Below are 21,544 nucleotides of genomic sequence, written 5' to 3' on the forward strand. Positions count from 1 at the left end.
CGTGGTGCGGGGCGTCATCGCGTGGTTCTGGGGCGGATGCGGTGTGTCGGCGGGGAACCCGGGGGCGGTGCGGGGCCCGTCTGGCAGGTGGGGCACCAGTAGGTCGGGCGCTCGCGGGAGCCGTCGCCCTGGTCTGCCGCGCGGATCGGTGTTCCGCAGCGCAGACACGGGCGGGGTGACCGGCCGTAGACGAACAGGTCCTGGCCTCGGCGACCCGTGGTGCTGCGGACCGGACGGTCGCGGTTGGCCTCCAGCAACTTCTTCGCGAGCGTGGGCAGTTCGGCGGCGCGGGCGGCGGGGAGCGCCCCGACCGGGAGCCAGGGGGTGGCCCCGAGGAGGAAACAGAGCTCGCTCTTGTAGATGTTGCCGATGCCGGCGAGATTGCGTTGATCGAGGAGGGCCTCGCCGAGGGGGCGGGCAGGGTCGGTGAGGAGGTTGGCCAGGGCTTGTTCGGGGTTCCAGTCGGGGCCCAGCAGGTCGGGGCCGAGGTGGCCGACGACGCGTTGTTCGTCTGTGGTGCGCAGCAGGTCGAGGACGGGGAGACGGTAGCCGACGGCTGTGCGGTCGTCGGTGCCGAGGATCACCCGGATCTGGTGGGCCGGTCCGCCGGTCCACCGCTGGTCGTGTCCGTACACCTTCCAGGAGCCGTCCATCCGCAGGTGCGAGTGGAGGGTCAGGCCGCCTTCGATACGGGTGAGGAGGTGCTTTCCGCGCGGGGTGACCTCCAGGACGGTGCGGCCGGTCAGGTCGGCGGTCGCGTACTTGGGGACCCGGAGATCCGAGCGGATCAGCGTCTTGCCCGCGAGGGCGTCGTGCAGCCGCCTCGCGGACTGCCAGACCGTGTCACCTTCGGGCATGCGTCAAGGGTGACATGGGAGTCGCTCTCAGGGGGGATGCGGTGGCGGGGGTGCGGTCTGTGTGTGGGCGGTCTGTGGTTCGTGCGGGGTGCGGGGTGCGGGGTGCGGGGTGCGGGGTGCGGGGTGGGGCGTGCGGGGTGGGGCGTGCGGTTGTGCGGGATGTGGTTGTCATGCGCGCAGCCGCAGGCCTCGTGGGGTCGCGATGAAGCCTGCTCCTTCCAGGAGGGCGCCTATGGGGGAGGTGAGGGCCGAGGCGCCGTTGACGCGCTCCACGGTGACCGTGCCGAGGGAGCCCGCGCGCGCGGCCTGCGCGAGGGCCTCCGCGGCGGTGTGCAGGCGGGGGTCGTCGGCGGGCTTTTCCTGGCCTTCCGGGGCGGAGGGCCAGGCCAGCAGGGTCTTACCGCCGCGCTCCATGTAGAGCGTCAGCTCGCCGTCGACGAGCACCACCAGGGAGCCGGCTTTGCGGCCCGGCTTGTGCCCTGCGCCGCTCGGTGGTTCGGGCCAGCCCAGGGCGGCGCCGTACGCGTTCGCCGGGTCGGCGGCCGCGAGGACGACGGCGCGAGAGGCGAGGGACCTGTCGGCTCCGTGGTTGCGGTCATGTGCGTGGCGGTGGTGGGGGCGACTGGGGCGGCGGCCCGAGCCGTTCGGGAAGCCGCTGCCTCCTCGGGGGCCGCCGGCGCCTGGGGCGTCGAAGTCGGTGTCGAGATCGGGGAGGGCGCTCCACGCGTCGTCGGCCGGCGCATTGCCGGACCAGGCGATCGGCGCGTTGCCGGACCACGCATCGCCGGACGGCGCGTCCTCGGGGAACGCGAAGTCGTCCCGGGTGCCCGCTGTCGGGTTCGGGACGGGGAGGGGTTCGCCACGGTCTCGTGCGTTTGCCACCGCGCGCAGACGGTCCACCGCGCCGTCCATGGCGAACTGCGCGGCGCCGAGGCCTTCGACGACGTACCCGCGCCGGGCCTGGCCGCTCTCCTCGAAGACGGACAGGACGCGGTAGGTCGCCGAGAAGCCGCCCTCGATGCCCTCCGCCGCGACCGCGCCCCGGGTGACCACGCCGTGCCGGTCGAGGAGGGTGCGGGCGACCGCATGCGCGCGGACCGTCGGGTCGGGCTCGTGGGCCGGCAGGAGGGACCAGCGCCCCGCCACGGTCGGGGGACCGCTCCGGGAGGCGGGGCGGGCCGCGGCCGTCAACGAGCCGTAGCGCCCGCGCGGGACCGTCCGCTTGGCGCGATGGGCCGTGGAGCCGGCCGTGCGACCCGAGCCCAGCAGGGAGCGCATGGGCGCGAGCGTGTCGTTGGTGAGCCGGCCGGACCAGGCCAGATCCCAGACGGCGTCGGCGAGTTGGGGGTCGGTGGCGTCGGGGTGGGTGGTGGCGCGGACCTGGTCGGCGATCTGGCGGAAGAACAGGCCGTAGCCGCCGGAGAGTGCGTCCAGGACGGAGCTGTGCAGTGCCGTCGGCTCCAGGGGGTGGGGCGGAGGCAGCAGCAGGGGCGCCGCGTCCGCCACATAGAGGGAGACCCAGCCGTCCTTCCCGGGGAGGGCGCCCGCCCCGGCCCAGACCACCTCGCCGGCCGCGGTGAGTTCGTCGAGCATTGCGGGGGAGTAGTCCCGTACGCGCGACGGCAGGACGAGCTTCTCCAGGGCCGAGGCGGGCACCGACGCGCCCTGCAACTGCTCGACGGCGCGCACCAGTCCGTCGACGCCGCGGAGGGAGTGGCCCTTGCCGATGTGCTGCCACTGGGGCAGGAACTGGGCGAGCGCGGGCGGCGGGACCGGCTCCAGCTCGTGTCGCAGGGCGGCCAGGGAGCGGCGGCGCAGCCTGCGCAGGACCGTGGCGTCGCACCACTCCTGGCCGATGCCGGCCGGGTGGAACTCGCCCTGGACGACGCGCCCGCTCGCCGCGAGCCGCTGGAGGGCGCCGTCCGTCACGGCCACGCCGAGGCCGAAGCGGGCGGCGGCGACGGTGGAGGTGAAGGGGCCGTGGGTGCGGGCGTAGCGCGCGAGGAGGTCGCCGAGGGGATCCCTGACCGGTTCCGTGAAGGCCTCCGGCACGCCTACCGGCAGTGCGGTGCCGAGCGCGTCGCGCAGGCGGCCCGCGTCCTCGATCGCGGCCCAGTGGTCGGTGCCGGCGATCCGGACCCGGATGGCGCGGCGGGCGGCGGCCAGCTCCTGCGCCCAGTGCGGCTGCGCGCCCCGCTCGGTCAGCTCGGCTTCGGTGAGCGGGCCGAGGAGGCGCAGCAGGTCCGCGACGCTTTCGGTGTCCTTCGCCCGGCGGTCCTCGGTGCGCCACTGGAGTTCTCGTTCCAGTTCGGTGAGGACCTCGGCGTCGAGCAGTTCGCGCAGCTCCGCCTGGCCGAGCAGCTCGGCCAGCAGCCGGGAGTCCAGCGAGAGCGCGGCTGCGCGGCGCTCGGCGAGCGGGGAGTCCCCCTCGTAGAGGAACTGGGCGACGTAGCCGAAGAGGAGCGAGCGGGCGAACGGGGACGGCTCCGGGGTGGTGACCTCGACCAGCCGTACCTTGCGGGACTCCAGGTCGCCCATCAGCTCCACGAGACCGGGGACGTCGAAGACGTCCTGGAGGCACTCGCGGACCGCCTCCAGGACGATCGGGAACGAGCCGAACTCGCTCGCCACCTGAAGCAGTTGGGCGGCGCGCTGGCGTTGCTGCCACAGCGGGGTGCGCTTGCCCGGGTTGCGGCGCGGAAGCAGCAGGGCGCGGGCGGCGCACTCGCGGAAGCGGGCCGCGAACAGGGCCGAGCCGCCGACCTGGTCGGTGACGATCTGATCGACCTCGCCCTTGTCGAAGACGACGTCCGCCGCGCCGACCGGCGCCTGTTCGGCGTCGTACTCCGTGCCCGCCTTCATCGGCTCCTGGTCGAGGAGGTCCAGGCCCATGAGGTCGGCGTCGGGCAGCCGCAGGACGATGCCGTCGTCCGCGTGCATCACCTGGGCGTCCATCCCGTACCGCTCGGAGAGCTTGGCGCCGAGGGCGAGCGCCCAGGGGGCGTGGACCTGGGCGCCGAAGGGGGAGTGGACGACGACCCGCCAGTCGCCCAGTTCGTCCCGGAAGCGCTCCACGACGATCGTGCGGTCGTCCGGGACATGGCCGCAGGCCTGCCGCTGTTCGTCCAGGTAGGAGAGCACGTTGTCGGCCGCCCACGCGTCCAGGCCCGCGGTGAGCAGGCGGAGCCGGGCGTCGTCCTTGGGCAGGGAGCCGACCTCGCGCAGGAACGCGCCCACCGCGCGGCCGAGCTCGAGCGGGCGGCCCAGCTGGTCGCCCTTCCAGAAGGGCAGCCGGCCCGGGACGCCGGGGGCCGGGGAGACCAGGACCCGGTCACGGGTGATGTCCTCGATGCGCCAGGAGCTGGTGCCCAGCGTGAAGACGTCACCCACGCGCGACTCGTAGACCATCTCCTCGTCCAGCTCGCCGACCCGGCCGCCGCCCTTCTTGGGGTCGGCGCCCGCCAGGAAGACGCCGAAGAGGCCCCGGTCGGGGATCGTGCCGCCGGAGGTGACGGCGAGGCGCTGGGCGCCGGGGCGGCCGGTGATCGTGCCCGCGACGCGGTCCCACACCACGCGCGGGCGCAGCTCCGCGAACGCGTCGGACGGGTACCGGCCCGCCAGCATGTCCAGGACGGCCGTGAACGCGGACTCCGGGAGCGAGGCGAAGGGGGCGGCGCGGCGGACCATGGCCAGCAGGTCGTCCACCTGCCAGGTGTCGAGAGCCGTCATGGCGACGAGCTGCTGGGCCAGGACGTCCAGCGGGTTGGCGGGGACCCTCAGGGACTCGATCGAGCCCGTGCGCATCCGCTCCGTCACCACGGCCGCCTGCACCAGGTCGCCGCGGTACTTCGGGAAGACCACGCCGGTGGACACCGCGCCCACCTGGTGCCCCGCGCGGCCGACGCGCTGGAGACCGGAAGCCACGGACGGCGGGGACTCCACCTGGACGACGAGGTCCACCGCGCCCATGTCGATGCCGAGCTCGAGGCTCGACGTCGCCACTACGGCGGGCAGCCGGCCCGCCTTCAGATCCTCCTCCACGAGCGCGCGCTGCTCCTTGGAGACCGAGCCGTGATGGGCGCGCGCGATGACGGCCGGGGCGCCCTGGGCCGCGCCCGAGCCGCCCATGAGCTGGGCGGGGGAGTGATGCTCGTCCAGAGGCTCGCCGGTGGCCCGCTCGTAGGCGATCTCGTTCAGCCGGTTGCACAGGCGCTCGGCGAGCCGGCGGGAATTGGCGAAGACGATCGTGGAGCGATGGGCCTGCACCAGGTCGGCGATCCGCTCCTCCACGTGCGGCCAGATCGACGGGCGCTCCGCCCCTTCGGAGCCGTCGGCGACCGGGGAACCGCCCAGCTCGCCCAGATCCTCCACCGGGACGACGACCGAGAGGTCGAACTCCTTGCCGGCCTTCGGCTGGACGATCTCCACCTTGCGGTGCGGGGAGAGATAGCGCGCCACCTCGTCGACCGGCCGGACCGTCGCCGAGAGGCCGATACGGCGGGCCGGCCTCGGCAGCAGTTCGTCGAGCCGCTCCAGGGACAGCGCGAGGTGTGCGCCGCGCTTGGTGCCCGCGACGGCGTGCACCTCGTCCAGAATCACCGTCTCGATGCCGGTCAGTGCGTCGCGCGTGGCCGACGTCAGCATCAGGAACAGGGACTCGGGGGTCGTGATCAGGATGTCCGGCGGGCGAGTGGACAGCGCGCGGCGCTCGGCGGGCGGGGTGTCCCCGGAGCGGATGCCCACCTTGACCTCCGGCTCGGGCAGGCCCAGGCGCACGGACTCCTGGCGGATGCCCGTCAGCGGGCTGCGCAGGTTGCGTTCCACGTCGACCGCGAGGGCCTTGAGGGGGGAGATGTAGAGGACTCGGCAGCGCTTCTTCGGGTCGGCGGGCGCAGGAGTCGAGGCGAGCTGGTCCAGGGCGGCGAGGAAGGCGGCCAGGGTCTTGCCGGAGCCGGTGGGGGCCACCACCAGCACGTCCGAACCCTCGCCGATGGCCTGCCACGCGCCGGACTGGGCCGCGGTGGGCGCGGAGAACGCCCCCGTGAACCAGCCGCGGGTCGCGGGGGAGAAGCCGTCGAGGGCTCGGTGTGCGGAGCTGACCATGCGTCCATCCTGCACCCGCCCACTGACAATGGCTCTGAGCTGCGACTTTGCTGCGGGTGCGGGTGCGGGTGCGGGGGTGGCTGCGGTGCCGGTGCCGGTGCCGGTGCGGGTGCGGTGCCGGTGTGGCGGTGCTGGGGCGGGGCGGCCGCAGGGCTGCGGGGCGCTTTCGTTCGTGGCGGGTCGCCGAGCCGCGGACCGCGAGGCGGGCGCCGTGGCCGTGGGCCTGGGCCTCGGGTGCGCGGCTCGGCCCCGGGTCAGCCGATGGTGCGGCCGTAGGCCCGCAGAGTCCGAAGCGCCTCGATCGTCACCATGGGGCGGGCCTCGATGGCGGTGCCGGGCGCCCAGCGGCGCCAGCGGATGGGCCAGCCGCCGTCCTTCTGCTGCTCGTCGGCGAGGTGGTCCAGGGAGCGGGTCATCTCGTCGTCGGTGAACCACGCGCGCGCGAGGGAGTGCGGTGTCCGGGCGAAGTCGTACGGGAAGTGGTGCTCGCCGGGCGCGTAGCCGGGGGCGACCGGGTACGCGTCCAGGTGGTCCGGGTCCAGCGCGGCGAGCCGCTGGCCGCGCACCAGACGGCCCAGGCGGTCGGCGGCAGCCTCCGCGCGCGGGCGGTCCGGGGCGGAGTCCAGGAAGGCCACGGCGGCCTCGATCTCGTACGGATGGGACCGCTCCAGGGAGTCCACCGCCTGCCAGCAGAAGTCCGTGGCCCTGAACAGCCAGGCGTGCCACACCTCGTTGCGGTGCAGCAGACCCACCACCGGACCGGTGGACAGGAGTTCGCTGGGTGGGTCGTCCACGATCGGGATGAACGGGGCGGCCGGGTATCCGCGCTGGCTGGGATGGATCGCCGGCAACGCTCCGTCGCCGGTGGAGACGGCTGTGAGGTAGCGGCACACCCGCTCCACGCGGCGCCCGCCCAGGCGTCCGATGGAGTCCAGGACGCGCAGTGCGTGCGCGGTGTGCAGGGGCTGGCTGACGGGACCGCGCAGATCGGGCTCCAGCGCGTGGCCGTACCCGCCGTCCTCGTTGCGGTAGGCGTCGAGGGCGGTCTCGACGGGATCGGCGCCGCCGTGCAGGAAGTCGTGTGCGAAGAGGCGCTGTTCCAGCACGCGCGCGGTGAGCCAGACGAACTGCTCGGCGCGCAGGAGAGGGGAGTGCGCCGAGGGCGTCGGGGGGAGTGGGGGTGCTCCGGTTTCGGCCATGCGTCGACCGTAGGACGGAAAGCGGTCTCGGCAGACGCTCACGGCGGGGCGCACCCCCGGGCGCGGGATACTGGTGTCATGCGGTTGACGGTCTTCTGGCAGCGGATGGACGAGCACTTCGGCACGGGGTACGCGGAAACCTTCGCGCGCGATCACGTGATGACGGAGCTTGGCGGGCGCACGGTGCACGGGGCGCTGGCGGACGGCTGGGAGGCCAAGGACGTGTGGCGCGTGGTGTGCCTGGTGATGAACGTTCCCCAGGAAATGCGCTGATCCGGAAGCGAAGATCGCAGGCGGCTCCCCGATTGTCGGTGGCGTAGGCGAGACTTGCTCCGTGGCACCCACTGACGAGACCGGGCAGGACGCCCGGAACGCATCCCCGCACGGCGCGACGCCGCCCACCGGGCCGCCCCCGGCCGACGGCGGCGCTGTGCAGAGCGCGGGCATGCCGCGCTGGCTTCCGCGCGCCATGGTGCTCGCACTCGCTCTCCTCGGTGTGTTCCAACTGGGCATCTGGGCGTTCCACCAGCTCATCGGCCTGCTGCTCAACATCCTCATCGCGTTCTTCCTGGCCCTCGCGATAGAGCCCGCGGTCAGCCGGATGGCCGCCCGCGGGATGCGCAGGGGGCTGGCCACCTTCCTGGTCTTCTTCGGCGGCCTGATCGTGGCAGCCGGCTTCTTCACGCTGCTCGGCTCGATGCTCGCGGGACAGATCATCAAGATGATCGAGGGCTTCCCGGAGTACCTCGACTCCGTGATCAACTGGGTCAACAGCACGTTCCACACCGACCTCAGGCGGGTGGACGTCCAGGAGGGCCTGCTTCACTCGGATTGGCTGAAGAAGTACGCCCAGAACAGTGCCGCCGGCGTCCTGGACGTCTCCACGCAGGTCCTCGGCGGTCTCTTCCAGCTGCTGACGATCGCCCTGTTCTCGTTCTACTTCGCCGCCGACGGACCGCGCCTGCGCCGCGGACTGTGCTCCGTCCTGCCGCCCGCCAGGCAGGCCGAGGTGCTGCGCGCGTGGGAGATCGCCGTCGACAAGACCGGCGGCTACCTGTACTCCCGCGGGCTGATGGCGTTGATCTCCGGCGTCGCGCACTACATATTGCTGCAGGTCCTCGGCATCCCGTACGCGCCCGTGCTCGCCGTCTGGGTGGGCGTGGTCTCGCAGTTCATCCCCACCATCGGCACCTATCTCGCGGGCGCCCTGCCCATGTTGATCGCCTTCACGGTCTCGCCCCTGTACGCGCTGTGGGTGCTGATCTTCGTCGTGGTCTACCAGCAGTTCGAGAACTACATGCTGCAGCCCAAGCTGACCTCGAAGACCGTCGACATCCACCCCGCCGTCGCCTTCGGCTCCGTCATCGCCGGCACCGCCCTCCTGGGCGCGGTCGGCGCGCTGATCTCCATCCCGGCGGTCGCCACGCTCCAGGCGTTCCTGGGCGCCTACGTGAAGCGCTACGACGTCACGGACGATCCCCGCGTCCATGGGCACCGGCGCCGTGGCGAGGGGCCGGGACCGGCCGCCCGCGCGCGGCGACTGTGGACGCGCTTGCGGCCCCCGGCGGACGGCCCTCGGGAGGGGTCCGGGTCCGGGTCCGAGTCCGACTGAGGACCGGCGCGGGAGTCGGCGGCAGTCAGTACGTGAGACCGCCCACACCTCGTCCACACCCTGCCCACGCCCCCGCTCGCTCCCTGGCCACGGTCACTGCGGCTGCGTCGCAGCCCATCGCCACGGCCATGACCCGCCACCGCACGGTACGCCGGTGCCTGGTGCCTGGTGCCTGGTGCCTGGTGCCTGGTGCCTGGTGCGTCGCGCGCCGTCGTCGTCCTGTCGAAGACACCCGCAGTACGCCTGATGACACCCGCCGCCCGCCCCGTGACGTGGCCGGGAGCCCGCGGGGCAGGGAGTGCGCCGGGGCTGTTCCGCGGGCGGATCGGGGGCGGATCGGGGGTGTTGTCGGTCCGTGAACGTAGCCTCGGAAGTGCCGCGTGGTGCGCTTGACACGAAAATCGAACATCCATTCTGATGGAGGCTCCGGTGAGGCTCTCGGTGGGGATTCCATCCCGTTTTGGGTGGATAAGCACCTGAGTTATCCACAGGCCGGACCGGCGTCGAGGCGCATTGTCAGTGGCAGGCGTTAGCGTCTTTGACGTGAAGCGATCGACTCAAGCAAACCGGGTGGAACCCATGGCAGGAACCGACCGCGAGAAGGCACTGGATGCCGCACTCGCACAGATTGAACGGCAGTTCGGCAAGGGCGCGGTGATGCGCCTCGGCGAACGACCGAACGAGCCCATCGAAGTCATCCCCACCGGGTCGACCGCACTCGACGTCGCCCTCGGCGTCGGCGGTCTGCCGCGCGGCCGCGTGGTGGAGGTGTACGGCCCGGAGTCCTCCGGTAAGACGACGCTGACGCTGCACGCGGTGGCGAACGCGCAGAAGGCCGGCGGCCAGGTCGCGTTCGTGGACGCGGAGCACGCCCTCGACCCCGAGTACGCCAAGAAGCTCGGCGTCGACATCGACAACCTGATCCTGTCCCAGCCGGACAACGGCGAGCAGGCCCTGGAGATCGTGGACATGCTGGTCCGCTCCGGCGCCCTCGACCTGATCGTCATCGACTCCGTCGCCGCGCTCGTCCCGCGCGCGGAGATCGAGGGCGAGATGGGCGACAGCCACGTCGGTCTGCAGGCGCGTCTGATGAGCCAGGCGCTGCGGAAGATCACCAGCGCGCTCAACCAGTCCAAGACCACCGCGATCTTCATCAACCAGCTCCGCGAGAAGATCGGTGTGATGTTCGGCTCCCCGGAGACCACGACCGGTGGCCGGGCCCTGAAGTTCTACGCGTCGGTGCGGCTCGACATCCGCCGCATCGAGACGCTGAAGGACGGCACCGACGCGGTCGGCAACCGTACCCGCGTCAAGGTCGTCAAGAACAAGGTCGCCCCGCCGTTCAAGCAGGCCGAGTTCGACATCCTCTACGGGCAGGGCATCAGCCGCGAGGGCGGCCTGATCGACATGGGCGTGGAGAACGGCTTCGTCCGCAAGGCCGGCGCCTGGTACACGTACGAGGGCGACCAGCTCGGGCAGGGCAAGGAGAACGCCCGTAACTTTCTGAAGGACAACCCCGACCTCGCCAACGAGATCGAAAAGAAGATCAAGGAGAAGCTGGGCGTCGGCGTCCGTCCGGAGGAGCCCGCCGCCGCACCGGGCGCAGACGCGGCGGTGGCCGCGGGCGCGCCGGCGGACGACGCCGCCAAGGCGGTTCCCGCTCCCGCCGCCAAGGCCGCCAAGACCAAGGCCCCGGCTGCCAAGAGCTGATCCGTGACGCGACGAACGGACTGGGCCGAGTACGCCCACCCCACCCCTGCCCAGGAGGCGGGGAGCGGGGCCGACGTCGGCTTCGCCCAGGGCGGCGACGATCGGGACGATCGGTCGGAGGGCGGTCGGCGTCGGAGTGCGGGGGCGGACGGCGACGACAGGCCCGGTGGCGGCCGGGCACGGCGCGGCGGCGAGGGTGGCCCACAGGGCGGGCGTGGGCGCCGTCGGCGCGGCTTCGGAGAACCGTCCGCCGAGGACGGAGGCGCCTCTTCCTCGTCGAGGGCCGAGCAGGGGCAGCCTTCAGGGGACCCGGCTGAGCGGGCACGGGCGATCTGCCTGCGCCTGCTCACCGGGACCCCGCGCACGCGGAAGCAACTCGCCGACGCCCTGCGCAAACGAGAGATCCCGGACGACGTGGCGGAGGAGGTGCTCTCGCGGTTCGAGGAGGTCGGGCTGATCAACGACAGCGCCTTCGCGGACGCCTGGGTGGAGTCCCGGCACCACGGCAGAGGGCTGGCCCGGCGGGCGCTGGCCCAGGAACTGCGGACCAAGGGGGTCGACTCGGCACTGATCGAGGAGGCCGTCGCCCAGCTCGACTCCGAGCAGGAAGAGGAGACGGCGCGCGAACTCGTCGCCCGCAAGCTGCGCTCGACGCGAGGCCTCGACCGCGACAAACGGCTGCGCCGCCTCGCCGGCATGCTCGCACGCAAGGGCTACCCCGAGGGCGTGGCCCTGCGGGTGGTCCGGCAGGCGCTGGAGGCGGAGGGCGAGGACACGGAGTCCCTGGAGGACGACGGGTTCTGAGCTCGGCGGGGGCGAGGACGCGGGCGAGTGCGGGGGGGCGGGGGAGGGGGAGGGGCCAGGGCGGGGCGGGGCGAGGAAGCGGCCGGGGGACCCGAGGGGCCCAGGCCGACTGGAGGAGGCCGAAGGCGGCGCGAGGCTCGCGCCTTCGCCGAACGGCTCGGTTCGGTTCGGCTTGGTCCGGCTTGGTTCGGTTCGGTTCGGTTCCGGACACGGTGGACGCGCGGGGGTGCCGATCGCGTCCAGAACAGAGCACACCCGGATCGCCGTCGGCTTCCCGTCCCGGGGGGTGGGGATAACCCCCCACTGAGGACGCCGGACCACCTCAGTGCACAAGGACCTGTGCACAGACGACTGTGTACGCATGTCCCAGGAACCCGGCGCAAAGGAGCCCCCCGAGGCGCACGCCTCCGCGGCCTCCGTCGAACTCGGCGACCTCGCCGCGCTCAAGGCGCTCGCCCAGCCACGCCGTCAGCGCATGCTCGAACACCTCACCCTGCACGGCCCGGCCACCTCGGCGACCCTCGCCCGGGCCCTCGGCCTGAACACCGGATCCACCAGCTACCACCTGCGCGAGCTGGCCAGGTACGGCTTCGTCGAGGAGACGGACGCGGCGGACGGGGACAAGGGGGACCAGTCCGCGCGCCCGGGTGAGAAGACGGCCGAGCTGCGGCGGGCGGAGCCGTCCGCGCATCGCGAGCGCTGGTGGCGGGCGGTCCCCGGCGACCTGCGGTTCCCGCCGCGCAGTCGGCAGAGTCCCGAGATGCGGCACGTCATGGACGAGCTGAACCACCATGCCTACGCGGCCGACCTGGACCTCTTCGAACGGCTCCAGCGGGACGCGGACGACGCCGACCCATGGGCGGACGCGTTCCCCTACTCGCGCGGCAGCATCCGGCTCACGCTGCCCGAACTTCGCAGGTTCTTCGAGGAGTACATCGCCCTCCTCAACCGCTACAAGCGCCCCGAATCCGAGACCCCGCCGGACGCGCGCACCCTGCTCACCCGCTTCCTGGCCTTCCCCGCCCCTGCCCCCGCCACCACCCCCGCCCGCGACACCCGCGACACACGAGAGGCCGACCCCTCATGATGCTGCGCTACGCCCTGAAGACCGTCCGAGCCCGGAAGGCCGGCTTCGCAGGCGCCTTCGTTGCGCTGATGTGCGCGGCCGCCCTGATCACCGCGTGCGGCACCCTCCTGGAGACAGGGCTGCGGGGCGCCATCCGTACCGAGCGCTATGCCGCCGCCCCGGTGGTGGTCTCCGCCGACCAGAACGTCCACCAGACGACCGTCAAGCACAAGAAGGGCAAGACCAAGGTCAAGCACAAGGCCAAACCCATCGCCGAACGCGCCTGGCTTCCCGCAGACCTCGAGCGCAGGCTGGCCACCACACCCGGTGTCGCTCGCGTGATCCCCGAACTCACCTTCCTCGCAGAGCCGTTGACCCCGGACGGCACCCCGGTCGCCGACGGCAGGCCCGCCTATGGGCACGCCTGGGACTCCGCGGGGCTGACGCCGTACCGCCTCACCGCGGGCACCGCTCCCGCAGCCGCCACCGACGTGGTCGTCGACAGCGACCTCGCCGCCCGCGCCCACCTCGCACCCGGCGACCGGCTCACCGTCCAGTCGACCCAGGCGCCGCGCACCTACCGCGTCTCCGGTATCGCTTCCCCCGCCCCCGCCCCCGCCCCCGCCTCCCCCTCCCCCTCCGCCGTACGTCACCAAAGCGCCCTCTTCTTCTCCACCGCCGAGGCGCGCCGTCTTGCCGCGCGTCCCGGGCAGGTCACCGCGTTCGGGCTGGTGCCCGAGGCGGGCGTCAAGGCTGGGCAGCTCCGGGACGCGGTGGCCGCGGCGCTGCACGGCACCGGGGCGCAGGTCAGTACCGGTGATGCCCGTGGTCCGGTCGAGTTCCTGGACGCCGCCGCAGCCCGCACCAGGCTGGTCAGCATCGGCGGAGCGATGGGCGGCACCTCGCTGCTCGTGGCGATACTCGTCGTCGTCGGGACGTTCGCGCTCTCCGTCCAGCAGCGACAGCGCGAACTCGCCCTGTTGCGCGCCATCGCCGCCACCTCCGGGCAGATCCGCAGGCTCCTCGGGCGCGAGGCCCTGATCGTCGGGTCGGCCGCGGGCGCGGCCGGAGCCCTCCTCGGACTGCCCCTGGGCGGCTGGCTGCACGGCAGGTTCGTCGCCCTGGGCGCCGTGCCCGCCACACTTCAGCACACCGTGAGTGTGTTCCCGCCGCTCGCCGCCGTCGCCGTGACCCTGTTCGGCGCCTGGGCCTCCGCACGGATCGCCTCCCGCCGGGTGGCCCGGATCCGCCCGGCCGAGGCGCTCGCCGAGGCCCGTACCGAGCGCACCCGCCCTGCCTGGGGCCGCATCCTGGCAGGTCTGCTGCTCCTCGCCGGCGGTGTGGTCCTCGTCGCCGTGCTGAGCGTCCTGCGGACCGAGCCCGCGTCGACGCCCGTGACGTTCCTCGCTGTCGTCGTGCTCTCCACCTCCGTCGCACTGCTCGGGCCGCTCCTGGTCAAGGCGGCCGCTCTGCTCCTGTCCCGCCCACTGCGCCTGACCGGTCCCGCCGGCCGGCTCGCCACCGCCAACCTGCGCGGCAACGCCGTCCGCATGGCCTCCGTCGTCACCCCTCTCACTCTGCTCATCGGTATGACGTGCACCGTGCTGTTCGTGCAGCCCACCCTCGGCGACGCGGCCCGCGCCCAGGCCCGCGACGGCGTGCGCGCCGACTGGGTCGTCGCCTCCCAGGGGCCCGGCGTCCCGGGCGCCGCGGCCCGCCGACTCCGGGCGCAGCACGACGTCGTCACCGAGATGGTCCGCACCACCGTCCGGGTCGGACTCGACAAGTACGCGGCTCAGGGCGTCACTCCGGCCGGTCTGACCCGAACCTGGGATCCGGACGTCACCGCAGGCTCCCTCGACGGGCTCACCGAGCGCACCGTCGCCGTCAGCGAACTGGCCGCGGACCAGCTGCACTTGGCGCCAGGAAGCACCCTGAAGCTCACGCTCGGCGACGGGACGCCCGCCACGCTCACCGTCACCGCCGTCTACGCCAGGGGTCTCGGGTTCGGAGACCTCACCTTCGCGCACGACCTGGTCGCACGACACGTCGACAACCCTCTCTCCTCCTCTCTCCTCGTCAGCACGGCCCGTACACAGACACAACTCTCGACTACGCTGCGTGAGTTCCCGGGACTCGCGGTGATTTCTCCGGCCGCCGCCGACTCGGTGCAGGCCGAGCGGCAGCAGGCGAACGCCGAGGTCAATCTCCTGGCCATGGGACTGGTCCTGGCGTTCACCGCCATCGCTGTGGTCAACACGCTCGCCATGTCGGTCTCCGAGCGCGTCCGGGAGTTCGCGCTGCTGCGCCTCGCAGGGGCGACCCGCCGTCAGGTGCTGCGGATGCTGCGGACCGAGGCCCTGTCGGTTCTCCTGCTGGCCGCAGCCCTCGGCAGCGCGGTCGCCCTGGCCGTCCTGACCGCGTTCAGCGTCGGCATGACCGGGCGGGCGGCGCCGGCGGTCGTACCGCTCGTGTACGCCACGGTGGTCGCCGGGGCGGGACTTCTCGCCCTGGTCGCCACGGCGGTGCCGGGACGCGTGGCGCTCAGGGTGCGCGCGGTGACGGTCGCGACGGCCAGGGACTGACGCCTTCCCCCGCCGGTCCGACCGGCGGGGGAACGTGAGGAGCGGGGCGGCTACCGCGTCACCGGGAGGCCGGCCGCCTTCCACGCCTGGAAACCGCCGACGAGGTCGGTGGTCCGGTGCAGCCCCAGTTGGTGCAGCGACGCCACGGCCAGGCTCGACGCGTACCCCTCGTTGCAGATCACGACCGTCCGCACCTCGTGGCTCGTGGCCTCGGGGAGACGATGACTGCCCTGGGGGTCGAGCCGCCACTCCAGCTCGTTGCGCTCGACGACCAGGGCGCCGGGGATCAGCCCGTCCCGCTCGCGCAGGGCCGCGTACCGGATGTCGACGAGCAGCGCCTCGCCCGCGCGGGCAGCCTCGTACGCCTCCCGGGCCGCCACGCGCGCGTACCCCGCGCGGACCTGTTCCAGCAACTCGTCTATGCCGGGTGGCTGTTCGCCGCCCGGGCGCTGCGGCCCAGGTGTGTTCGCGCCGCTCACTGCCAGTCCTCCGGACGCTCGACCTGCTCCAGTCGCAGCACCTGCCCGCTGCGGCTGTAGCGGCGGATGCGCGGCAGCGGCGGGTAGTAGGCGTGGACGGAGATCGCGTGCTCCTCGGTGGACTCGTTGAGGACCTCGTGGACGTGGTGATGTCCGAAGGAGCGGCCCCGGCCGGCCGGCAGCGTGCGCGACCGGTCCACGCCCTCCGTCAGTTCCAGGGTCTTCCAGCCGTCGCTGGGCAGCCGCGCGGCGAGCGAGTACTCCTTCAGCTCGCCCCGCGCGGTCAGGAAGGCGCCCACCGAGTCGGCGTGGTCGTGCCAGCCGGTGCCCGTGCCGGGCGGCCAGCCGATCAGCCAGGCCTCGCTGCCGCCGGGGCCCTCCAGACGCACCCAGGTGCGGCCCTCGGGGTCGAGGGGGAGCGAGGAGATCAACTCGGCGTCGGCCGCGCTGCGCCGGACGAAGTCGAGGAGCTCCGCCTGCGTGGGCGCGGCGGTGGCGGTGCCGGCGGTGGGAAGGGAGGGAGAGACAGACACGGAAACCGTCCTGAGAACGTTCGCGGGGAGCGCGGCTGAGCACGAGCGCTGGTGCGCATCGGCGGCGCGCGCCGGAGAAAGGGGGTGCGAATTCAGCAGGACGGGCGACACACGCAGCCCGCATAGCGGACGAGGTCCATATGGACCCTCCGCCACAGGCGCACACAGGTGTCGGTCACGATCCGGAGTACACCATGGCGGTGCGACCCGGTCAACTCGCTGTCACCATGTGGACCGCACAGTGACAGCCGATGCGGCCGCAGGGCCGCTGGTGCGCGACGGGCGACGAGGCGGGCTGCGGGCGTACGAGGGCGTCGGGTCGTCGCCCGTGCCGTCACTTGGCCGCCGAGCCCGCCGTGGCCGCCGCCGCGGCCGTCTGCGGCGCCCCCGCCGGACCGCCGACCGCGGCTTCCGCCGCCGCGTACAGATCGGCCGCGCGCACCCCGTTGAGCGCGGTGACCAGATGGCCGTCCGGCCGGATCAGCAGGACGGTGTGGGCGGCCGCCCCGGGGTAGCTCTCCGCCACCAGCAGCTCGGCCGGGCTGGGCAGGGCCGTCACCGCGGCGGCGAGCCGGGGCATGATGCCGGCGCTCACCCAGTGCCTGCGCTCCCACACGCCCGTGCCCGGCGCGATCAGCAGCACGAGCAGCGCGCCGCGCCCCAGACGGTCGCGCAGCTGTACGAAGGTGCCGTCCTCGGCGGTCACCCGGACGTCCTCGACCGGCGCGCCGGGAGCCGTGTCCACCGGCACCTCCGCCTCCAGGTGCCGGGGCGCCAGCGGGGAGTCGCCGTACGTGCCGGGCGCGCCCAGCGGGCCGCGCCCCAGGTGGCCCTCGGCGAGCAGCACGTCGTGGCCGCGGACCGCGCCGGGGACGTAGGCCCTTATGCCGGCGCCGCCGCGCAGCAGCGGGAGCGCCTGGTCGGCGGCGCGCAGCCGGGCGGCGACGGCCGCGCGCCGCTCCGCCTGGTAGCTGTCGAGCAGGGCCTCGTGCGGCCCGTGGTGCCAGGCCAGGCCCAGCTTCCAGGCGAGGTTGTCGGCGTCGCGCAGGCCTTCGTCGAGGCCTTGGGTGCCGAGCGCGCCGAGCAGATGCGCGGCGTCCCCGGCGAGGAAGACCCGCCCCACGCGCCAGCGGCGGGCCAGCCGGTGGTGCACGGTGTGCACGCCGGTGTCCAGCAGTTCGTACGGGGGCGTGGAGCCGTTGCTCCAGCCCGCCAGGGTCTCGCGGATGCGGGCCACGAGGAGTTCGGGCGTGACGAGGTCCTTGCCGGGCGGCAGCAGCCAGTCCAGTCGCCAGACGCCGTCCGGCAGCGGACGTCCGGTGACTTCCCCGGCGGAGGGACCGGACGTCCGCCACGGCGGCGTCCGATGGAGCAACGCCTCGTCGGCCCACGGAAGTTCCGTGCGCAGCGCGGCCACGGCGTGTCGTTCCACCGCCGTGCGGCCGGGGAAGCGGATGTCGAGCAGTTTGCGGACCGTGGAGCGCGGGCCGTCGCAGCCGACCAGGTAGCTGCCGCGCCACCAGGTGCCCTTGGGGCCGCGGGTGTGCGCGGTGACACCGGAAGGTTCCTGCTCGACGCCGTCCAGCCGGCTGTCCACGGCGATCTTCACCAGGCGCTCGCCAGCGAGGGCGGCGCGCAGGGCGTCCGTCAGCACATGCTGGGCGATGTGCAGCGGAGCGGGGTCGCCGGCGTCGTCGAAAGCGATCTCACGGGTCACCTGCTTGCGCCGCATCGACCGCCATCCGGCCCAGTGCGCCCCGGCCGCGTCGAGGGGCGCCCCGGTCAGGCGGGCCAGGAGGGCGGCGGTGTCCTCGCGCAGGACGACGGTGCGCGCGAGCCGCGGCTCGTCCTTGCCCGGTCCCTCGTCGAGGACCACGGACGGCACCTGCTGGCGGGCGAGCGCCAGGGCGAGCGTGAGCCCGACCGGCCCCGCTCCGACGATGATCACCGGGTCCACGGCGTGCCGCCCCCTGCCCGCGACGGTGTCCTGAGGGACGTAAGTGAACAAGAGGTAGGAGCAGGGTGCACGATCACAGAACGTATGCAACCCATTGCCGCTGCTTGCGTCAAGTGACGGAGGCAGCGGCGCGCACGCCACTGCCTCCGTACAGGTCACCTGACTTGAGGGTACGTCAGATCTTGCCGCCCGCGCCGGTGCCGAACGTGCCGCCCACCGCCGCCGGGTTGAGCTCTTCCATGTCCTCCGCGCCGAGCACCGCGCCCGTGCTGCGCTTGCTGCGCCGCAGACGGCGCTCCAGCCAGCTCGCGAAGCTGGTCAGGATGAAGTTCAGGACGATGAAGATGACCGCGACCACGATGAAGCTCGGGATCACGTTGGCATAGTTGGCCGCGAGCGTGCCGCGCGAGTTGAGCAGCTCGTTGAAGCCGATCATCACACCGCCGAGTGCGGTGTCCTTCACGATGACCACGAGCTGGCTGACGATCGCCGGGAGCATCGCGGTGACCGCCTGCGGAAGCAGGATGCTGCTCATCGTCTGGCCCTTGCGCAGACCGATGGCGTACGCGGCCTCCGTCTGCCCCCTGGGCAGGGCCAGGATGCCCGCCCGGACGACCTCGGCGAGGACCGCGGCGTTGTAGAGCACCAGACCGGTGACCACCGCGTAGAGCGGCCGGTCCTCCGGGGTGATGTTCGTGGAGCGGGCGTAGAACTCGTTGGCGAACAGCATCAGCAGCAGCACCGGGATGGCCCGGAAGAACTCCACCACCGTGCCGGCCACGCCGCGCACCCAGCGGTGGTCGGACAACCGGGAGATGCCGAGGACGGCGCCCAGCGGAAGGGCGATCACCATGGCGAGCGCCGCTGCCTTCAGCGTGTTGGCGAGGCCCGGCAGCAGATACGTCGTCCAGGCCTCGGACTCGATGAAGGGCTTCCACAGAGCGGAGGTGAGCTGGTTCTTCTCGTCCATTTTCTGCCATGCCCACACCACGAGCAGGGCGAGGAGCACGAAGAAGATCACCGAGAGGACGGTGTTGCGCAGTTTGGCACGGGGGCCGGGTGTGTCGTAAAGGACCGAACTCATCGCTTCACCGCCAGTCGCTTGCCCAGCCAGCCGAAGACGAGTCCGGTCGGCAGGGTCAGTACCACGAACCCGAACGCGAAGACCGCGCCGATGAGCAGCGTCTGCGCTTCGTTCTCGATCATTGTCTTCATCAGGTAGGCGGCCTCGGCGACGCTGATGGCGGCCGCCACGGTGGTGTTCTTGGTCAGCGCGATCAGGACGTTGGCGAGCGGGCCGATGACCGAGCGGAAGGCCTGCGGGAGGATGACGAGCGTGAGGGTCTGGCTGAAGCTCAGCCCGATGGCCCGGGCCGCCTCCGCCTGGCCCATGGGGACCGTGTTGATGCCCGAGCGGATCGCCTCGCAGACGAAGGCCGCGGTGTAGCCGACCAGGCCGAGCACGGCCAGCCGGAAGCCCTGCACCTTGAAGTCGTCGGCGCCCATGGTCATACCGAAGACGTCGGCCAGGCCGAACGAACTGAACAGGATGATGACCGTCAGGGGGATGTTCCGGACGATGTTGACGTACACGGTCGCGAACCCGCGCATCAGCGGGACCGGGCTCACCCGCATCGCGGCCAGCAAAGTGCCCCAGATCAGGGAGCCCACGGCGGACAGGACGGTGAGTTTCACCGTCATCCAGAACGCCCCTAGGACGTCGTAACCTTCAAGAAAGTCGAACACGATCTCCCGCGCTTCCGGCTGGGTGGCGTATGAGGAGGGCGCGGCGCGCCGCCGCCGTGATCGCGACGGACGGCGGCGCGCCGCGGGAAACCCCGCTGAGCTGGGCTGTGACTACGAGGCCTTCGGGACGATGACGCCGATCTTCGGGGCGTCCTCGTTCTTGTAGTTCGCCGGGCCGAAGTTCGCGTCGACCGCCTTCTGCCAGGAGCCGTCGCTGACCATCTTCTCCAGGGCCGCGTTGACCTTGTCCGTGGTGGCCGTGTCGCCCTTCTTGACGCCGATGCCGTAGTTCTCGTTGCTGAGCTTCAGGCCCGCGAGCTTGAACTTGCCCTTGTACTGGTCCTGGGCCGCGAAGCCGGCGAGGATCGAGTCGTCCGTGGTCAGCGCGTCCACGGAGCCGCTCTGCAGACCGGCCAGGCACTCCGAGTAGGTGCCGACCTCCTTCAGGTTCGCCTTGGGCGCGATCGACTTCTGGACGTTCTGCGCCGACGTCGAACCGGTCACCGAACACAGGTTCTTGCCGTTGAGGTCCGTGCCCTTGGAGATGTCCGAGTCCGACTTGATCAGCAGGTCCTGGTGGGCCAGCAGGTACGGGCCGGCGAAGTCGACCTTCTGCTTGCGCTCGTCGGTGATCGAGTAGGTGGCCGCGATGAGCTTCACGTCGCCGCGCGAGAGTGCGTTCTCGCGGTCGGCGCTCTTGGTCTCGACGAACTCGATCTGGTTCGGCTCGTAGCCGAGCTCTTTGGCGACGTACGTGGCGACGTCCACGTCGAAGCCGGCGAACGACCCGTCGGGCTTCTTCAGACCGAGGCCGGGCTGGTCGTACTTGATGCCGATCTTGATCTTGTCGCCGCTCCCGCTCCCGGTGGAGGCGCTGCTGCTCGTGTCGTCCTTGTCATCGCTGCCGCACGCGGTGGCGGTCAGGGCGAGGACGAGGGCTGCGGCCGAGGCGGCGGTGACCTTGCGAAGCTTCATGAGGAACTTCCTTAGAAGAGTGATGACGTACTGCGGGCGGTGCGGATTCCGTCAGTGACGCGGGTCAGTGGTGCAGGATCTTCGACAGGAAGTCCTTGGCACGGTCGCTGCGCGGATTGCTGAAGAACTGATCGGGCGCAGCCTCTTCGACGATGCGTCCGTCGGCCATGAAGACCACGCGATTTGCAGCCGATCGTGCGAAGCCCATCTCATGGGTGACGACGATCATGGTCATGCCGTCCCGGGCCAGCTGCTGCATGACCTCGAGGACCTCGTTGATCATCTCAGGGTCCAGGGCCGAGGTCGGCTCGTCGAAGAGCATGACCTTCGGGTCCATCGCCAGCGCCCGCGCGATGGCGACGCGCTGCTGCTGGCCGCCCGAGAGCTGCGCAGGGTACTTGTCGGCCTGGGTGCCCACGCCGACCCGGTCGAGGAGGGCGCGGGCCTTCTCCTCGGCCGCCTTCTTGTCCGTCTTGCGGACCTTGATCTGGCCGAGCATCACGTTCTCGAGAACGGTCTTGTGCGCGAACAGGTTGAACGACTGGAACACCATGCCGACGTCGGCGCGCAGCCGGGCGAGTGCCTTGCCCTCCTGGGGCAGCGGCTTTCCGTCGATGGCGATCGCGCCCTCGTCAATGGTCTCCAGGCGGTTGATGGTGCGGCACAGGGTCGACTTCCCGGACCCGGAGGGTCCGATGACCACGACGACCTCGCCGCGGTTGATCGTGAGGTCGATGTCCTGGAGAACGTGCAACGCGCCGAAGTGCTTGTTGACGCTCTTCAGGACGACCAGTTCACCGCTCGCGACCGCGTCTTGCTTGGTCACCGATACTTCGGTCATCGCTCGGGGGCTCCGTCCTCCTCGGTTTCGGAGGACAGTAGTGACCAGCCGCGACCAGCGTCATTACATCTGAGGGG

General features: G+C 72.1%; 17 protein-coding genes. 6 read left to right on the forward strand and 11 right to left on the reverse strand.

Translation table 11 applies throughout. The annotated features are described in order from the left end of the window. Positions 1-14 precede the first annotated feature (14 nt). The 3 genes from ACWCPF_RS28010 to ACWCPF_RS28020 form a co-directional block, all read right to left on the reverse strand. Positions 15-857 (reverse strand): Fpg/Nei family DNA glycosylase, encoded by an 843-nt coding sequence (locus ACWCPF_RS28010; RefSeq protein WP_451047877.1) that lies wholly within the window; start codon positions 855-857, stop codon positions 15-17. Positions 858-1,025: 168 nt separating this feature from the next. Beyond that, positions 1,026-5,960, reverse strand: a complete 4,935-nt coding sequence (locus ACWCPF_RS28015) for an ATP-dependent helicase (protein WP_451047878.1) — start codon at positions 5,958-5,960, stop codon at positions 1,026-1,028. Positions 5,961-6,214: 254 nt separating this feature from the next. Next, positions 6,215-7,159: a hypothetical protein gene (locus tag ACWCPF_RS28020; RefSeq protein WP_451047879.1), complete on the reverse strand. Its 945-nt coding sequence runs from the start codon at positions 7,157-7,159 to the stop codon at positions 6,215-6,217. 78 nt (positions 7,160-7,237) lie between these two features. On the opposite strand from ACWCPF_RS28020, the gene ACWCPF_RS28025 reads away from it, so the two are divergent. The 6 genes from ACWCPF_RS28025 to ACWCPF_RS28050 all read left to right on the forward strand — a co-directional run bounded on the left by ACWCPF_RS28025 (position 7,238) and on the right by ACWCPF_RS28050 (position 14,936). Further along, positions 7,238-7,432, forward strand: a complete 195-nt coding sequence (locus ACWCPF_RS28025; RefSeq protein ID WP_351909453.1) for a DUF3046 domain-containing protein — start codon at positions 7,238-7,240, stop codon at positions 7,430-7,432. 61 nt (positions 7,433-7,493) lie between these two features. Then, a complete protein-coding gene (locus ACWCPF_RS28030) occupies positions 7,494-8,771 on the forward strand; it encodes an AI-2E family transporter (RefSeq protein ID WP_451047880.1) in 1,278 nt (425 codons plus the stop codon). A gap of 579 nt (positions 8,772-9,350) precedes the next feature. Then, positions 9,351-10,481: a recombinase RecA gene (gene recA / locus ACWCPF_RS28035; protein ID WP_451047881.1), complete on the forward strand. Its 1,131-nt coding sequence runs from the start codon at positions 9,351-9,353 to the stop codon at positions 10,479-10,481. 3 nt (positions 10,482-10,484) lie between these two features. Then, positions 10,485-11,285 (forward strand): recombination regulator RecX, encoded by an 801-nt coding sequence (gene recX / locus ACWCPF_RS28040; RefSeq protein WP_451047882.1) that lies wholly within the window; start codon positions 10,485-10,487, stop codon positions 11,283-11,285. 361 nt (positions 11,286-11,646) lie between these two features. Further along, complete coding sequence (locus ACWCPF_RS28045) at positions 11,647-12,372, forward strand: ArsR/SmtB family transcription factor (RefSeq protein ID WP_451047883.1); 726 nt, start codon at positions 11,647-11,649, stop codon at positions 12,370-12,372. Beyond that, a complete protein-coding gene (locus ACWCPF_RS28050; protein ID WP_451047884.1) occupies positions 12,369-14,936 on the forward strand; it encodes an FtsX-like permease family protein in 2,568 nt (855 codons plus the stop codon). The genes ACWCPF_RS28045 and ACWCPF_RS28050 overlap by 4 nt, the downstream gene beginning before the upstream one ends. A gap of 50 nt (positions 14,937-14,986) precedes the next feature. On the opposite strand, the gene ACWCPF_RS28055 is transcribed toward ACWCPF_RS28050, so the two are convergent. From ACWCPF_RS28055 to ACWCPF_RS28090, 8 genes are all read right to left on the reverse strand, one after another. Continuing rightward, the gene (locus tag ACWCPF_RS28055) at positions 14,987-15,415 is read right to left on the reverse strand and encodes a rhodanese-like domain-containing protein (protein ID WP_451047885.1); all 429 of its coding nucleotides are present in this window, start codon (positions 15,413-15,415) and stop codon (positions 14,987-14,989) included. Beyond that, entirely contained in the window at positions 15,412-15,948 is a 537-nt protein-coding gene (locus ACWCPF_RS28060; protein ID WP_451047886.1) for a cysteine dioxygenase, read from the reverse strand. The genes ACWCPF_RS28055 and ACWCPF_RS28060 overlap by 4 nt, the downstream gene beginning before the upstream one ends. Positions 15,949-16,040: 92 nt before the next feature. Beyond that, complete coding sequence (locus ACWCPF_RS28065) at positions 16,041-16,286, reverse strand: putative leader peptide (RefSeq protein WP_451047887.1); 246 nt, start codon at positions 16,284-16,286, stop codon at positions 16,041-16,043. Then, entirely contained in the window at positions 16,283-17,905 is a 1,623-nt protein-coding gene (locus ACWCPF_RS28070; RefSeq protein ID WP_451047888.1) for an FAD-dependent monooxygenase, read from the reverse strand. The genes ACWCPF_RS28065 and ACWCPF_RS28070 overlap by 4 nt, the downstream gene beginning before the upstream one ends. Before the next feature lie 175 nt (positions 17,906-18,080). Continuing rightward, positions 18,081-18,989 carry an amino acid ABC transporter permease gene (locus tag ACWCPF_RS28075; RefSeq protein WP_451047889.1) on the reverse strand — a complete coding sequence of 303 codons (909 nt, stop codon included), beginning with the start codon at positions 18,987-18,989 and terminating at the stop codon, positions 18,081-18,083. Continuing rightward, positions 18,986-19,651 (reverse strand): amino acid ABC transporter permease, encoded by a 666-nt coding sequence (locus ACWCPF_RS28080; protein WP_451047890.1) that lies wholly within the window; start codon positions 19,649-19,651, stop codon positions 18,986-18,988. Before ACWCPF_RS28080 ends, ACWCPF_RS28075 begins: the two co-directional genes overlap by 4 nt. A gap of 111 nt (positions 19,652-19,762) precedes the next feature. Then, positions 19,763-20,626, reverse strand: coding sequence for a glutamate ABC transporter substrate-binding protein (locus tag ACWCPF_RS28085; protein ID WP_451047891.1), 864 nt, complete (start codon positions 20,624-20,626; stop codon positions 19,763-19,765). A 64-nt stretch (positions 20,627-20,690) separates the two neighbouring features. Further along, positions 20,691-21,467, reverse strand: a complete 777-nt coding sequence (locus ACWCPF_RS28090) for an amino acid ABC transporter ATP-binding protein (protein ID WP_451047892.1) — start codon at positions 21,465-21,467, stop codon at positions 20,691-20,693. Between the last annotated feature and the right edge of the window lie 77 nt (positions 21,468-21,544).

It is taken from the genome of Streptomyces sp. NPDC001858 (genome assembly GCF_053594615.1).

Coding starts and splice junctions, on each gene's coding strand:
- ACWCPF_RS28085 (WP_451047891.1), bottom strand. CDS start 20,626: ATGAAGCTTCGCAAGGTCACCGCCGCCTCGGCCGCAGCCCTCGTCCTC.
- ACWCPF_RS28010 (WP_451047877.1), bottom strand. CDS start 857: ATGCCCGAAGGTGACACGGTCTGGCAGTCCGCGAGGCGGCTGCACGAC.
- ACWCPF_RS28020 (WP_451047879.1), bottom strand. CDS start 7,159: ATGGCCGAAACCGGAGCACCCCCACTCCCCCCGACGCCCTCGGCGCAC.
- ACWCPF_RS28015 (WP_451047878.1), bottom strand. CDS start 5,960: ATGGTCAGCTCCGCACACCGAGCCCTCGACGGCTTCTCCCCCGCGACC.
- ACWCPF_RS28050 (WP_451047884.1), top strand. CDS start 12,369: ATGATGCTGCGCTACGCCCTGAAGACCGTCCGAGCCCGGAAGGCCGGC.
- ACWCPF_RS28075 (WP_451047889.1), bottom strand. CDS start 18,989: ATGAGTTCGGTCCTTTACGACACACCCGGCCCCCGTGCCAAACTGCGC.
- ACWCPF_RS28025 (WP_351909453.1), top strand. CDS start 7,238: ATGCGGTTGACGGTCTTCTGGCAGCGGATGGACGAGCACTTCGGCACG.
- ACWCPF_RS28090 (WP_451047892.1), bottom strand. CDS start 21,467: ATGACCGAAGTATCGGTGACCAAGCAAGACGCGGTCGCGAGCGGTGAA.
- ACWCPF_RS28045 (WP_451047883.1), top strand. CDS start 11,647: ATGTCCCAGGAACCCGGCGCAAAGGAGCCCCCCGAGGCGCACGCCTCC.
- recA (WP_451047881.1), top strand. CDS start 9,351: ATGGCAGGAACCGACCGCGAGAAGGCACTGGATGCCGCACTCGCACAG.